Annotated in this window: 18 protein-coding genes; 1 reads left to right on the top strand and 17 read right to left on the bottom strand. The window is 58.5% G+C overall.

All coding sequences use genetic code 11. The features are described 5' to 3' along the window. Positions 1-8: 8 nt before the first annotated feature. From AC07XZ_RS22875 to AC07XZ_RS22945, 15 genes are all read right to left on the bottom strand, one after another. Positions 9-437 (bottom strand): phage tail terminator-like protein, encoded by a 429-nt coding sequence (locus AC07XZ_RS22875; protein ID WP_102687671.1) that lies wholly within the window; start codon positions 435-437, stop codon positions 9-11. Continuing rightward, positions 434-1,090, bottom strand: a complete 657-nt coding sequence (locus tag AC07XZ_RS22880) for a hypothetical protein (protein WP_102687672.1) — start codon at positions 1,088-1,090, stop codon at positions 434-436. The genes AC07XZ_RS22875 and AC07XZ_RS22880 overlap by 4 nt, the downstream gene beginning before the upstream one ends. Next, complete coding sequence (locus tag AC07XZ_RS22885) at positions 1,087-1,455, bottom strand: hypothetical protein (RefSeq protein ID WP_102687673.1); 369 nt, start codon at positions 1,453-1,455, stop codon at positions 1,087-1,089. The genes AC07XZ_RS22880 and AC07XZ_RS22885 overlap by 4 nt, the downstream gene beginning before the upstream one ends. Positions 1,456-1,484: 29 nt before the next feature. After that, positions 1,485-1,667, bottom strand: coding sequence for a hypothetical protein (locus tag AC07XZ_RS22890; protein WP_102687674.1), 183 nt, complete (start codon positions 1,665-1,667; stop codon positions 1,485-1,487). 34 nt (positions 1,668-1,701) lie between these two features. Further along, positions 1,702-2,205 carry a DnaT-like ssDNA-binding protein gene (locus tag AC07XZ_RS22895; protein WP_102687675.1) on the bottom strand — a complete coding sequence of 168 codons (504 nt, stop codon included), beginning with the start codon at positions 2,203-2,205 and terminating at the stop codon, positions 1,702-1,704. Positions 2,206-2,259: 54 nt separating this feature from the next. After that, on the bottom strand, positions 2,260-2,850 hold the full coding sequence (locus AC07XZ_RS22900) for a hypothetical protein (RefSeq protein ID WP_102687676.1): 591 nt from the start codon (positions 2,848-2,850) through the stop codon (positions 2,260-2,262). A 45-nt stretch (positions 2,851-2,895) separates the two neighbouring features. Then, the gene (locus tag AC07XZ_RS22905; protein ID WP_102687677.1) at positions 2,896-3,858 is read right to left on the bottom strand and encodes a major capsid protein; all 963 of its coding nucleotides are present in this window, start codon (positions 3,856-3,858) and stop codon (positions 2,896-2,898) included. Positions 3,859-3,870: 12 nt separating this feature from the next. After that, entirely contained in the window at positions 3,871-4,599 is a 729-nt protein-coding gene (locus tag AC07XZ_RS22910) for a hypothetical protein (protein ID WP_102687678.1), read from the bottom strand. 78 nt (positions 4,600-4,677) lie between these two features. Then, the gene (locus AC07XZ_RS22915; protein ID WP_102687679.1) at positions 4,678-5,142 is read right to left on the bottom strand and encodes a DUF6998 domain-containing protein; all 465 of its coding nucleotides are present in this window, start codon (positions 5,140-5,142) and stop codon (positions 4,678-4,680) included. A 32-nt stretch (positions 5,143-5,174) separates the two neighbouring features. Next, complete coding sequence (locus AC07XZ_RS22920; protein ID WP_102687680.1) at positions 5,175-6,260, bottom strand: minor capsid protein; 1,086 nt, start codon at positions 6,258-6,260, stop codon at positions 5,175-5,177. After that, positions 6,235-7,653, bottom strand: a complete 1,419-nt coding sequence (locus tag AC07XZ_RS22925; protein ID WP_102687681.1) for a DUF4055 domain-containing protein — start codon at positions 7,651-7,653, stop codon at positions 6,235-6,237. The genes AC07XZ_RS22920 and AC07XZ_RS22925 overlap by 26 nt, the downstream gene beginning before the upstream one ends. Further along, positions 7,650-8,951, bottom strand: a complete 1,302-nt coding sequence (locus AC07XZ_RS22930; RefSeq protein ID WP_102687682.1) for a terminase large subunit domain-containing protein — start codon at positions 8,949-8,951, stop codon at positions 7,650-7,652. The genes AC07XZ_RS22925 and AC07XZ_RS22930 overlap by 4 nt, the downstream gene beginning before the upstream one ends. Further along, on the bottom strand, positions 8,938-9,399 hold the full coding sequence (locus tag AC07XZ_RS22935; RefSeq protein WP_102687683.1) for a DUF2280 domain-containing protein: 462 nt from the start codon (positions 9,397-9,399) through the stop codon (positions 8,938-8,940). Before AC07XZ_RS22935 ends, AC07XZ_RS22930 begins: the two co-directional genes overlap by 14 nt. A gap of 92 nt (positions 9,400-9,491) precedes the next feature. After that, positions 9,492-10,001 carry an NUMOD4 domain-containing protein gene (locus tag AC07XZ_RS22940; protein ID WP_102687684.1) on the bottom strand — a complete coding sequence of 170 codons (510 nt, stop codon included), beginning with the start codon at positions 9,999-10,001 and terminating at the stop codon, positions 9,492-9,494. Then, the gene (locus tag AC07XZ_RS22945) at positions 10,002-10,625 is read right to left on the bottom strand and encodes a putative metallopeptidase (RefSeq protein ID WP_102687685.1); all 624 of its coding nucleotides are present in this window, start codon (positions 10,623-10,625) and stop codon (positions 10,002-10,004) included. Between the two features lie 114 nt (positions 10,626-10,739). On the opposite strand from AC07XZ_RS22945, the gene AC07XZ_RS22950 reads away from it, so the two are divergent. Further along, positions 10,740-11,027 (top strand): hypothetical protein, encoded by a 288-nt coding sequence (locus tag AC07XZ_RS22950; protein WP_102687686.1) that lies wholly within the window; start codon positions 10,740-10,742, stop codon positions 11,025-11,027. A gap of 75 nt (positions 11,028-11,102) precedes the next feature. On the opposite strand, the gene AC07XZ_RS22955 is transcribed toward AC07XZ_RS22950, so the two are convergent. Both AC07XZ_RS22955 and AC07XZ_RS22960 read right to left on the bottom strand, forming a co-directional pair. Continuing rightward, positions 11,103-11,600 (bottom strand): YfbU family protein, encoded by a 498-nt coding sequence (locus AC07XZ_RS22955; protein ID WP_158247730.1) that lies wholly within the window; start codon positions 11,598-11,600, stop codon positions 11,103-11,105. A 64-nt stretch (positions 11,601-11,664) separates the two neighbouring features. Beyond that, positions 11,665-11,958, bottom strand: a complete 294-nt coding sequence (locus tag AC07XZ_RS22960; protein ID WP_102687688.1) for a hypothetical protein — start codon at positions 11,956-11,958, stop codon at positions 11,665-11,667. Between the last annotated feature and the right edge of the window lie 38 nt (positions 11,959-11,996).

Below are 11,996 nucleotides of genomic sequence, written 5' to 3' on the forward strand. Positions count from 1 at the left end.
GCGGTAGGTTATGCCCCAGCGGGCGGTTGGTCTGCGACACCTGCGTAGGTGAAGCTGGTCGGGACCGTGTAGGTCGCCGACTCTGTGATGGTTGGCCCCTGATCTACCGGCTCAGTGATGAGGCCATCGAACCCGTTGCGAGCCAACGGCGTGTCTACGCGAAAAACCCGTGTCAGCTCTTCAACGAGCGTTTCTGCGGTGGCCATGGCCTGGGCAGCCGGACAGACGATGCTGATCTGATAAATGCCGGTGTACTCGTAGGCGTCCCCGCCGAGATAGCGGCAGGTGGTGCTGGCTGGTAATTGGAAGGCCCGCAGATAGGTTTCAGATGGATCCGGTGTAAATGGCTGATTCGAGTAGGCCACTCGTATAGGGCGTACAGCCGACCATGCGGCCAGCTTCGTTTCGATGGCCTGACGGGCGCGTGCGTGACTCATACCTGATTGTTCCTGATGGCCTCCTGCACGATATGCTGGAAGCGGGCCACGGTCACCCGAACCATGCCGCTCGGGGCCTGGGTCGAGTGTCCGAACTCCAACGGGATCGCATAGGGCAAATTGTTGATGAGGTAGACCATCTGGCCGGCGGTGAAGTCGCTGATGGCGGCAACCAATGCCGCGATAGTCTCGGTTCCGCTCGGATCCACCTCGTCGAAAGTGACGTTCTCGACAACGCCAATGGACAGATGCCAGTTCGCCCGGAATCGGCCGCCGCCGTAGTCCTCTCCGGCGACCAAGCCGTTCACATTGAAGTTCTGATCGCGCTCGGTTTTGGTCAAAGGCTTGGCGTACTTCACGCCGCGCTTCAGCTTCCCCGCCTTGGTGAAATTGCTTTCATCCAGGTTGATAAGCGTGTTCCGCACGGCCACCTTGAAATCGTAGTCGTCGGCCGCTCGGGTGTTCGCCTGCCGGTGCGCGACGTTCGCCGCCCAGATCTCAGGGTTACCCACGGGAGACATGCGGATCAGGCTGCTGCCCAACTCGATGATGATCTCGCGCACACTGGCGTCGATGGCTTCACTGGTTTGGGCCGCGAACTCGGCCAGGCTCAGCGCGAAGCTACCGGACTGGCCAGCGCCCGCCCTGCTCACGACCGCACCTGCAGCTCATACAGGATTGGGGTGCCGGCCGGGTTGACCTCTTTCAGCGGCGGCACGATGGACCAGGTGCGGCCCTGAATGATCACCTTGTTCATCAGGTCCGGCACCCACTCCAGTCCCTGCGCGGCGATCTTCAGCTTCCTGTCGCCCTGCTTGATGAGGCTGTTGTTCTGAAATTCCTGACCGGTGAAGTCGAGCAGGATGCCTTGGGCGGTCTGCTCTTTGGTGCTGTCGGGCGGTGCCGAACCCGTTTCCGGGTCGTACTCGCCGACAGTTGTCGCGCGGATGGTCACCGGCTGGCCGAACTCTGTAATCATCTCCAGAGCCATCACGGCCATTTCGTCGTAGAAGGCCATGGTGGCTCCGAGAGGGTTAGTGGTTACTGCTATCGCTTTTTGCGCTGCTCAAACATCAGGTCCGCGAGCGTCGCAGCTCTGTTCGCGATAGACATTGGAGTGCTATTCAAACTATCCAGTGGCGATCCCGTCTTTTCCAGAGGAATTGATGCGACCGCGATAACCGCTGCCGCGTAGTATTGATCCCACGCTGCTTTTTCTTCCTGCTGCATACTCACCTCCTATCAATGGAGGATTAAAAGTAGTTCAAGCGCGGATAGCGAACAAACCACGTCTCTGCAGATAGTCAGCAAACTGAGTTGCGCTCGGCCGGTCCGGCGCCGCCGGCAACAGTCGGCCGCTGGTGTTCGGGATCGTCGCGTACTCGCGAGTCACCGCGCCTTCGACACGCTCCAGCGTTATCGCGCCTTTGCGCTTCTCGATTGGGTCGACATCGTCAGTATGGATCTCCGCAGCCAGCGCCATCTGGCCGTACTGGATCCGCGCCGGCAGGTAGTTGTCGGGCTTGATCTCGCGATCCAGTTCGACACCCCGGCGCGGCCAGGACAAGGCCTGTTCGCTGTTGGTCTTCCGCCCTTTCCACGTCATGCCACCCATCGCCAGAGCGGCACGACGCAGCAGCGCTTCCTGTACTGGCACTTCCGCCGGAATGACCACGCCGAACTTCAAGGCGTACATGGCCAGATCCTCGGCAGATGCGTAGCTTTCGGCGTCAGGCTTGCCGGTACCGTCCTCAATGATGAGAGTCATGAATCAGCTCGCTCTTTGTTTGAATCGGGTGCCAGTGAATAGGCACCCGGATTATTACGCCTTCGGAAGCTCAGAGACCGCCTTTTCCAGCGACTCAACCGAAGCATTCGCCCGGTACGGCACATTGGCGGCGTCGAGTTGCGCTTTGAGGCCGGCGATCCTCTCGGCATTGTCGAGCGGCGCAGCTGCCACTTTGAGGCGTTCGACTTCGGCGCGTAAGGATTCAACCTCGCCCGCCAAGTTATCACGCTCACCCGTCAGCGCTTCAAAGCCTTCATGAATAGATTTCAACGCACCGAACAAGCGGATCGGCAGTTCGCCGGCGCCCGGGTGCTCCAGGTCCGACAAGCCTTCGGCAGCCTCGATCAGTCGCAAAATGCCGTCGCACTCAGCGCGCAGCGCGGCGTTGTCCTGTTCCAGACCGACAATGGCGTCAGCATTACCCGAATCAGCCGGCTGGCTGATCATAGGCTGTAATACCGAAACCTCAACGCCCAGCGCCTCATAGGCAGCAACCACCTTCGGCCAGTCGCCAATCACGACCGCATGGGTCACACCGGACTCTGGCCGATCAAAGTGAGCCGGATTGCGATATCGCTTTTCCGGATCGAAGTCCGAATTTTGAGTGGAGTAAACCAATTCCATAAAAGTCTCCGTAGCGGCCATTGCTGACCGCTGTCAGGGCCAGTATCAGCCGCCGGCTGGTGGCGTAGTGGTCAGGGTGATCATCACGCCGGCGGTGACCTTGTTGCTGTCGGCATGCTTGACCCAGTTGGCCGCTGAGCCGACCGCAGCCAGCGTCGGGTTCGAGCCGCCGGTAGCGTCCTTCCAGCTGTAGCCCAGCACGTCGATGTTCACGGTGCCTTCGGCGCGGTAGCCGATACCCAGGTTTTCTTCGTCGTCGACGGTGTAGGAGCGGAAGCCCGGGGCCTGGGACTCGGTGATCACCACTGCATTCGGCAACAGACCGAAAATCACGTCGGCCGGCGCGGTGTCGGTTACCAGCACAGGCTTGCCGAGGGTGCCTGGCAGGCCGCCGTAGATGACGACGCCTGCTTCTTCGTAAATCTTGTTGGTGATCGCCTCGTCGACGATGTCGAAGTAGGCGCTGGAGTGCATGACCCACAGGGCGATACGGCCGAACTTGTCGCCGAACTTGCGCATGCCGCGAGTCAGGGTCTTCTTGCCGTCGGTCTCGATGTTGGCGGAGACAACCATGCCAGCGTTGGAACCGATTGCAGCGCGCAGCGCGGCGGTGGCGTACTGGATGAAGCCCTCCAGAGTGGCGTCAGCAACGTCGGCACCGATGATCTGAGAGAACTCGTCCACCGGACGACCGCGGCGCTTGAACGCCTCTTCAGTGGTTTGGTACGGGCCGTATTTCCACGGTGCCTTGACGCCCACGGCTTCACCGGCGCCGATCTTCTTCGCGGTCACTTTGCCGGTGGAGTTGACGTCGCGATGCTCCAGCGAGCCGCCGATCTTGTAGAACGAGCGCTTACGGAAGTCGCCTTCGATCAGCTCGTTGTCGAGCACGATCGCACCGTTCGACGATGCGTTGAACACGTCGAGGTTGTCCTGGACACGCTCTAGGTATGCGGTTTGCGCCTCATCGTTGTAGATGATCAGGTCGCTGTTAACGGTCGTTGCCATCGGTGAATCCCCTTACTTGGGCAGTTGCAGATATGCAGTTTGGCCGTGCTTGCGCTGGTAATCGCGCTTCTGCTCGGCATTCATTTCGGAGCGCTTCAAAGCAGCCTGGCCGCCACCCCCGCCCGGGGCTTGTGTCCCTGAAGCCCTTGGCCACAGATGAGGTGCGCTTTCGCGCAGAGATTCCGCCCATTCGAGCGGGGTCAAAGGGGTCTTGCCGTCTTTACCGAGGATGACCTGGCCTGATTCATCAACGGCGACTGCTTCACCCTCTTCGTTCAGCGAGAACACGCCTTTGGCGCGCAGGATGATGTCGTCAGTTGCTTCCGGTAGTGCGCCGGCTTTCAGTGCAGCACCGCGTACCGAGTCGCCTAGGACTTTGCCCTGGAACTTGGCAGCGAATGCCTCGGCCTTCTCGGCGCGCGCGGTGACGGCTTTCAATTGCTTGTCGTTGTCCGCACGCAGCCGCTCGGTGCGACGGTTGAAAACCTCGTCCACTTTGCCCTCTGTCAGTAACTTGGTTTCTTCGTCTTGGCCGGCCCGGCTGAGTAAGCCTTTCACTGCGTCGATATCGATACCTTCGAATTGGGTTTCGAACTGCGACAGCTTGGTAGTGGTGTCTTTCAGCTTGCCCAGCAGTTCGGAGTTTTTGGTTTTCAGACCAGAAACGGAGGCCTCAACGGCAGTCGCGATAGCGGCCTTGATTGCCGGATTGTCCAGGTCGATTTCGTTTTCTTCTGCCACGTTGATGCACCCCTTGGGTATGTGCTGCCCGCTTTGCAGGCATAAAAAAACCCGGCGCTTGGCCGGGTTTGATGTGAATTAGCGTTTGGGTATTCGATCTTCTTCGAGAACCGTCTGGTTTATTCGCTTGAGCATTGGCATTAGCGCACCATGAAGTCCTGTCTTCGTGGCCTTCCGGCCAGATAGCGCCGCCTGGATAAAACGCCCCGGGCCGTTGTAGATCTCCTCAAACGTTCCATCCCGGTTCATTCGAATGCCGAGGTAATAATCAGGCACATGGTGCACCGGAAAAGTAAGGCTGGTGCCAAAGGTGGTTTTGATTTGCACATTCCGCCCATCACGCGTGACGGCGTCATGGTGCTTTGTCAGGCCTTCATTCAGCGTCAGGTCATAAGCCAGGCTCGCGACCACTTCTCCGATGTCGCCGACAAGTCGACCATCAGGAGTGAAAGGTTTGCCCGGAAAGGCTTCCTGAAGCATTGATACGGCGGTGAAAAGACCCTTCAACGCTTCTTCGATTTTCCTTTGAATAACCTGATCCATAACGGCTCCTTGATATGAGCCACAATCCTATATCAGATTCCCGCACGCTCGAATGCCAGAGGCTCAAGCCCTTTCATTTGAGCCAAGGTCAGCGGAGCGAAGTTGCGGTCAAGCTGCAGCTCTGCGAAGCGCTCGATGCTCAAACCGCCCTCGCGAAACAGCTTTGCCCGCACCGGTCCGATTGCTACGTCTTGAAACGACGCTGGCTGCAACTGAAGCCAGTGGTAATAGTCGAGGCTAGCACTGACTTGCCCTGCTCCATCAGCCCCCACCGAAGCCCGTGTGGCGCTCTTGGCGAACATCTCGCTGAGTTTGGTCAGCAAGACGAACGTGGTGCGACAATTCGGGTGAAACGGCGGCCTCGGCCCGGAATCGACCGGAAACCGTCGCTTATCCATTGATCGACACTGCTGGCTGGTCTTGCTGTCCAGCGTGGCGACCATCTCAACCTCGGAAACGATGTCCGTGTTGGCTTTCGCCACCTCCATGCGTGCCTGAGACGACACATGCTGAATCGCCGTGTGCACGACCGTGCTGGCATTGCGGTTGGTGGTGGCGAGAACCCCATCCTTGTACCCGGCTGCCTTGGTGCCGCGGATGTTGCGGATGATCTGGAAGTTCGTTTGGCCTTCGAAGAAGCCCTGCCGGATCGTACCGGTGACGCGGTCGCGCTCGGCACTGGTCCACCCCTTGATAAACGACTTCAGCACCTTACCGCCCCCGGTGCCGCGCACACTGAGGGGATTGGTCAGTACCGCCGTGCGGATAGCCGCTGCCGTCGGAGCAACCACATCAAACGAAACACCAAAGGGCGCCGACCGGGCTAGGCTCGACGCCTCAAATTCAGCCTCGTAGTTGGCGATGTCAATCAGGTCGAGGTTCAGTTGCGCGCTGTAGCGGTCGAAGATGCCCAACAGCAGACTATCGACCTCTTTCAGCAGCGCCTCCAGCCGCTTCACGTTGTACTCGGTCAGATCCGACTGGGTGAGCCGGTCACGGATCGAGCGGTCGATCTCTTTGAGGAAGGGAGCGAACTTGCCGACCTCCCCAGCCTTCAGCTTTTCGAGGAAGACCGCGTGCCGGATCGTGGCGTCAAGGATTGCTTGGTTTACCGCCATTTGCGTTGTCCTCATCGTCCAGGCCCAAGCCGTCGCCCTGCTCCGCCAGCTCGCCATCGATTTGCTGGTCTGTGCGCTCAGGCGCGATCAGGCCCAACTTGCGTAGGTACGCCCGAAGATCCGCCTTGGCGAATCCACCGTTCTGCCAGAGGCCGACCAGTGCGGTGATCATTTGCGGATCCGCCGTCAGCTCCACGAACTCCTGATTGATCTGGTAGGCGACCTTCGCGTCGTCGACGCCCATGTAGGTACAGCACCACATGATCGCCCGGGTGTAAGCCTCGCTGACGTTCGCCACGCAGCCGGCAAGGACCGACGTCGATGCAGACTGATCACCACGGGCTTCGGTAGCCGTCTTGGACGAGAGGGAAGCCACCACCATTCGGGCGCCCAGCTCGATCATCATCTGGTTCTTGTCGGCCATGGCCTCCTTCACCAGCGTGTTCGGCAATGGCTGGGCGTATCCGAACTGGCCACCGGCAGGCAGCATCATCGGTGCTCGAGACCCAACGTAAACGCCGTTCTTCTCCATCCAGTCGCGCCACTGCTCGTCCAGACCCGAAATCCATGGCTGAGCCTGGCCGCACCAGAAGACACTGTCTTCGTAGTCGGCACTGTTTCGGTAGTGGCCCAAGTTGATCATGGCGATGTCGTAGAGCGGCGACTCATCGATACTCGGATCGTTGTTCTGCGCACCGACGAAGGTGAACGGGATCTCTTTCAAGCGCCCGGCGGCACCGGTGGGCCGGAACTCCTCAATAACCGCCAGCGGCCCGCCACCCTTCGGCCCGGACCTGCGCCAAACTCGGCAAACAAAGCCGTCAGCCTCAAGTGCCAGCTCCCGGTACTGCTCGACCACTTTGAAACTGAAGCCATCTTCGATCTCCGGTGATTCGCGCAGCACAACCAGAGTCAGCACGCTGTGCCCGTTCACCATCCCTGTACGCCAGTTGATGATGTCCTCGGCGCAGTACGACAGGATCACAGAGTGACCACCGGCGCCGGCGTCTTGGTGATAGTCGACGTACAGGCCATGCCGCCCAGCCTCAAGCACCTTTTCCAGCGTGCCTTGCGAGTGCTGGTAGATGCTCACGCCGGACCCGTTGGCATTGTCCTGCAGATACTCCAGCTTTTTCGCAACAGCCAGCGTTGGATCTTTGTGGAAGGCCAGGCCGAGCAGCCCGTTTCGGGTATGGCCTGTGGCGTTCTTGAACACCGCCCGCTCGCGATAGGCCTTGTTGCGATCCTTATTCTCAGGCGACGTGTCGTGAGCGTTGATGTACGGCAGCCGATCGACAACGCGGTGCTGTCCTGCGCACACGTCGCGCACGGTGGCCCAGCGACTCAGCGCTTCGATGTAGTCCGCTCGCTTGAAGGAGACGTCGTTGCTCATCGGGCGTATCCCATTTTGATAGCGGTGACCGGTTTAACGATCGGGTACTCGCGGTGAATGAAGTAACCGCCGCCGTCGTTGGCGTGGTCGTTGCCTTGGCTCTTATCCGGCTCGCCGTTGGACGCCCAGATCTGCTGCTCTAGGCCGTCGGCGTATGTCGGGCAGGTGAACGGGTTGACCAGGTAACGCCGCTCGCCCTGCGCGTTGCAGAACATGGCGTTCATGGCGTTGATCCGGTCCTTAACCGGCGGGTTGGCCGCCGGCGCGATGACTGTGAAGCCTGCCTGCTTGAGCATGGCGATATCGGTGAGGCTGGCATTAACCGACTTGCGCGAATCGCCCGAGGCGTCCGGGTAGATCCGGATCTCGCAGGTTTTCCGGAAGTCGTTGCCGGTGTGCTCCCAGTAGCGTTCCTTGATGCGGCGGATCATGTCCGGCGTGTCGTAGCCATCCATCAACTCGTCCACGGCGCGCGGCAGGCCTTGTTCACGCTTTACATGCGTGATCGCCGCCATCTTGCCAACGTTGAAGTCCATACCGATGAACAGCGGTTCGCCGGCCTGCACGGTGTCGAAGCATTGGTTCAGCTTGCGGTCGTAGGCGTGGTAGATCGACCCGGACGTCAGGTTGACGAACTGGCCATTCAGGTACGCGCGGATCAGCTGCTCGGGATACGACTCCATCAGCGAGGCGATGTAGTCGTCCGGGAGGTTCAGCTCGTTGTCGAAGGTGCTGGCCTGGATCAGGCCATACATTTCCTTCAGCGCCGGTTTGTCGCGCAGCTGCTTTACGAACTGGAGGAAGACGAACTTGAAGCCTTCCGGCGTCGTGGTCACGTCCACGCCGTTCTTCAGCCCGGGGATGTTGTAACGCATCCGGGCAATGATCTTGCGCCAAGCCTGCTGCGCCTTGATCGACGTCAGCACATCCAGCTCGTCGACCAGTGCGTGACCGATCTTGAAGCCGACGATGGTCTGCGGCTTTTCCATCGACCGGCAAATCACGGTGCCGCGATACTGCCGGCCGCTGTAGATGTGAACCTCATGGTTCGCCTGGTTGATCTTGGTCTTCAGCCCCCAGTCGTAAGCCACCTCCTCCATCGTGGGATAGAAGATGTCGCGGATCTGCGGGTAAGTCGGCGCGAAGTAGCCAGCGTTGACGCCGGGCCATTCCATGAAATGCTTGCTCAGTGCTGAGCATCCGACCCAGGTCTTTCCGGAGCCGAACCCAGCAACGAATGCACGAAACTTGTGGGTCAACAGGAGGAACTGCGACTGCGGAACGTTAAGGCTCGGCATTCGGCTTCCTCGCATCCACTACGTCGACCTGAATGCGCGTCGGGATTGCTGGCTCATCGTCTGGCTCATCTTTCCGTTGGCGATTGACGTAGACGTCGCCGACTTCCTTCGCGGCCTGCTCCAGAATCTGCATGGCCAGGCCGATGTTCTTCATCGATTCGGCCTTCTCAACGAACCGGTTCATGGCGCGGAGGCGGTATGCTCGGTTGGCGATCGGGATCTCGGCGGTTTCCTCGCGGAAGCGCTTGCGGGCATCTTCAAACATCGTCACCCAGCGCTTGGCCAGGCCTTTCCCTGATGTCTTTGTGGGGTCGTGTGTCTCCACATGCTGGCGAGTCACCGATATCCCGTATTCCTTTTGGACGGCTTCAACAACCTGTGAAGGCGTGTCGAAGCACGCCAAGGCCTGAACGATAAAGGCCTTCACGTCGTTTTGAAGGGCTGCCATAGATTTTCATCCGTCCAGAGCCTGTCCAGAATCAGGCCGACTTGAGCAGACAGGTTCCGCAGGCCCTCGATATGTTTAATTTCGGCATCATTTCAGATGTGCGTCCATGTTCTTCTTGCTGCCACATCTCTAATGGTCGCCATGGACACGCCGAATTGATCAGCCAATTCAGCCTGAACTGATCTCGTCAGCGGCTTGGTCGCGCGAATGACGCGAACGTGATCTTCAGTCAGCTTGGAGTAGCCGTTGCGCTCCCCCTCAGCTACGTTGGCACCATGGTCATATCCGTGTTTCCGATTACCTGACGCGGTTACCCACTCCAGATTGAGCAGGTCGTTGTTGGATCGGGAGGCATCAATATGATTTACCTCGGTGGCGCCTTCCGGCTTTGGGAGGAAGGCTTCAGCGACGAGGCGGTGTACACGCACAGACTTCCGCTTTCCGGAATCGGTTAGATTCACCGATGGATACCCAGAGACTAGAAACTGCGAAAGAATTGCTCCAGCCACGCCGCTGTTTCGCGTCGTTAGCCTCTTGATTCGTCCGCGATCGCTGACCGCGTAGTTGGGCCAGCCCAGGATCTGCTTCCATTGCTCTTCCACCTACGCAACTCCTCTAATGCAAGTACCACAGGATCGGGCAATCGAAGCCTTTGAGACTTCCGGAGACCCGTTTGCCGCATCGACCATTCGCTGGACGTCACTTGGTGCCCCGTATCGCCTGACTACGCCGACAAATTCCTCGACATCATGCCCGCGGATACAAAGCTTTGGCGCACCCTCTTTTGTAAATTTTGGAGCCCCGTACTGATCAAGCTCTTGGGCTATATGAAATAACTCATGCTCGACCAAGGCACAGAAGTCAGCATCGGAACACTGGGCGCAGTAATCGGCAGCCAAGGTGATGATGTAGGCCGGCACGTCACCGAACCAATCCAGCATCTGCTGCTCCATCCGGGCCTTCTGCCAGCCACCGGCGCGGAACGCTACCTGTTCGGCCTGGCCGACCACAGTGCGCCCCTTCTTCGTGAAGGCAGCAGACGCCCACATCACTCGAATGTCCGCATCGATCAGATGGGCATGTTCTTCGTTGTGGATGCTGCCGGTGTCGGCGAGTATTTCGGCTTGGAGCCATTCCCGGACTTCGGGAGCCGGAATCAGGCGTATACCGGAGTCGGATAGATCGGACAGCTCAAGCAGCGATGATGGAGGCAATGGCCTGTGCATTTGGAGTGCGTCCTGTGACCTGGCCACACTAGCGTTAGAAACTACACGCAGTTGAGTGGCGAGCGTGCTGCGAGAGTGCTTCAATCGAGCCGCACTTTAAAAAGGAGATGTGCAATGGAGTTTCTTAAACCGCTCAGTATCTTTTCGCTGGGTTTTTACTCGGCAATCGGCGTCATTGCGCTGATTGCGCTGTACTTTCTGTTTTACGCAGCAAGGTGTGCAGATTCTTGGATGAAGCGTCAGCCGATGCCTACTGATCGCGTGTGGGCTTATGTTGTCATTGCGGCACTTTTGGGGCTGTGTATTGGAAGCTTCGTACAGGGCATAACCGACATCCACGCCGAATGCGCGGCTTATGGTCAACCTGTTGGTCCGTGCCTTTTCAAACACCTCAGCCCGTAGGTGAATGAACGCAGCCCGACAGAGGCGCGTTCGATTGCCTCCCCGTCGGGTTGCTTAGGTGAGATGGAGAGTCTTTTATCTTTCCAGGCGAGCGGCCAGTACTCGCTCCACCTCTTTAATCGAATGCGGGAAACCGCCAATGTTCTGATACTCGGCAAGCATCGCACGATACCCGTCAAGTGTTGGGTAATGGGAGTTCCAAGTACCCTCTCGGTTTGTTAGCCCCTGCCAGAGCCCCTGATCCTCCAGCAAATACAACGCGTAGGAGTGATGTGCCGGCTCTTCATTGCCGTCAAAACCAGGGAAAAGCGCCGATTTGGTCAACTCCTCATCCACGGCATGTTTTCGCAAGCTGTTCTGCAAATTGCGGAACATATCCAGAATACTTCTGACTTCCTGACATTCAGACATGGATACAGGCTCTACCGAAGCTCGTTCCATCAAGGTTTGGATTTCAAACTCATAGCCGCGATCAATGGCTTTGAGCGCGAGATGGTGATCGCGATTTTTCGGCTCGAGTAAAGCAAGAATTTCGTACTGCTTTTTCAAGATCAACAGTTGTAACCGGTCCATGTCACTCTCCCTATGGCGAAATGCCATAAAGAACATATGGGTAACTGTCGTGTTCTTCAAGCCATCAGCGCAATGTGGTGTAGGTCTGTGCGTGGGCGTGCCCGTGCAGCTCAGCGACGATCAGCCCCTGTAGAAGTCCTGCCGCTTTGGCAGCGTCGATAGCCTTCGCGATCGCGCTATCCAGATCGGTCAGTGCTTTGTTGATCTCCTGGCTCAGCGGCAGCGCGTGGCGCAGGCGAGTGACATTGGACTCACCGGCGGAATAGGAACTCTGGGCTACGCAGCGAACACACTGCCCGCAGCCCGTCCCGAGCTTCATGTCGCCTCTGCAAGTAGGATTGGTACGTCCGTGGCTCATAGCTCTCTCCTTAATGGTGTCGCGGCACAATTTGCCGA

The sequence above is a fragment of the Pseudomonas sp. GW458-11-26-14-LB4 genome, assembly GCF_059423925.1.

Bases quoted from the DNA above. Each gene is read 5' to 3' on its own strand.
- AC07XZ_RS22875 (WP_102687671.1), bottom strand. From the start codon at position 437: ATGAGTCACGCACGCGCCCGTCAGGCCATCGAAACGAAGCTGGCCGCA.
- AC07XZ_RS22885 (WP_102687673.1), bottom strand. From the start codon at position 1,455: ATGGCCTTCTACGACGAAATGGCCGTGATGGCTCTGGAGATGATTACA.
- AC07XZ_RS22890 (WP_102687674.1), bottom strand. From the start codon at position 1,667: ATGCAGCAGGAAGAAAAAGCAGCGTGGGATCAATACTACGCGGCAGCG.
- AC07XZ_RS22895 (WP_102687675.1), bottom strand. From the start codon at position 2,205: ATGACTCTCATCATTGAGGACGGTACCGGCAAGCCTGACGCCGAAAGC.
- AC07XZ_RS22900 (WP_102687676.1), bottom strand. From the start codon at position 2,850: ATGGAATTGGTTTACTCCACTCAAAATTCGGACTTCGATCCGGAAAAG.
- AC07XZ_RS22905 (WP_102687677.1), bottom strand. From the start codon at position 3,858: ATGGCAACGACCGTTAACAGCGACCTGATCATCTACAACGATGAGGCG.
- AC07XZ_RS22915 (WP_102687679.1), bottom strand. From the start codon at position 5,142: ATGGATCAGGTTATTCAAAGGAAAATCGAAGAAGCGTTGAAGGGTCTT.
- AC07XZ_RS22920 (WP_102687680.1), bottom strand. From the start codon at position 6,260: ATGGCGGTAAACCAAGCAATCCTTGACGCCACGATCCGGCACGCGGTC.
- AC07XZ_RS22925 (WP_102687681.1), bottom strand. From the start codon at position 7,653: ATGAGCAACGACGTCTCCTTCAAGCGAGCGGACTACATCGAAGCGCTG.
- AC07XZ_RS22930 (WP_102687682.1), bottom strand. From the start codon at position 8,951: ATGCCGAGCCTTAACGTTCCGCAGTCGCAGTTCCTCCTGTTGACCCAC.
- AC07XZ_RS22935 (WP_102687683.1), bottom strand. From the start codon at position 9,399: ATGGCAGCCCTTCAAAACGACGTGAAGGCCTTTATCGTTCAGGCCTTG.
- AC07XZ_RS22945 (WP_102687685.1), bottom strand. From the start codon at position 10,625: ATGCACAGGCCATTGCCTCCATCATCGCTGCTTGAGCTGTCCGATCTA.
- AC07XZ_RS22950 (WP_102687686.1), top strand. From the start codon at position 10,740: ATGGAGTTTCTTAAACCGCTCAGTATCTTTTCGCTGGGTTTTTACTCG.
- AC07XZ_RS22955 (WP_158247730.1), bottom strand. From the start codon at position 11,600: ATGGACCGGTTACAACTGTTGATCTTGAAAAAGCAGTACGAAATTCTT.
- AC07XZ_RS22960 (WP_102687688.1), bottom strand. From the start codon at position 11,958: ATGAGCCACGGACGTACCAATCCTACTTGCAGAGGCGACATGAAGCTC.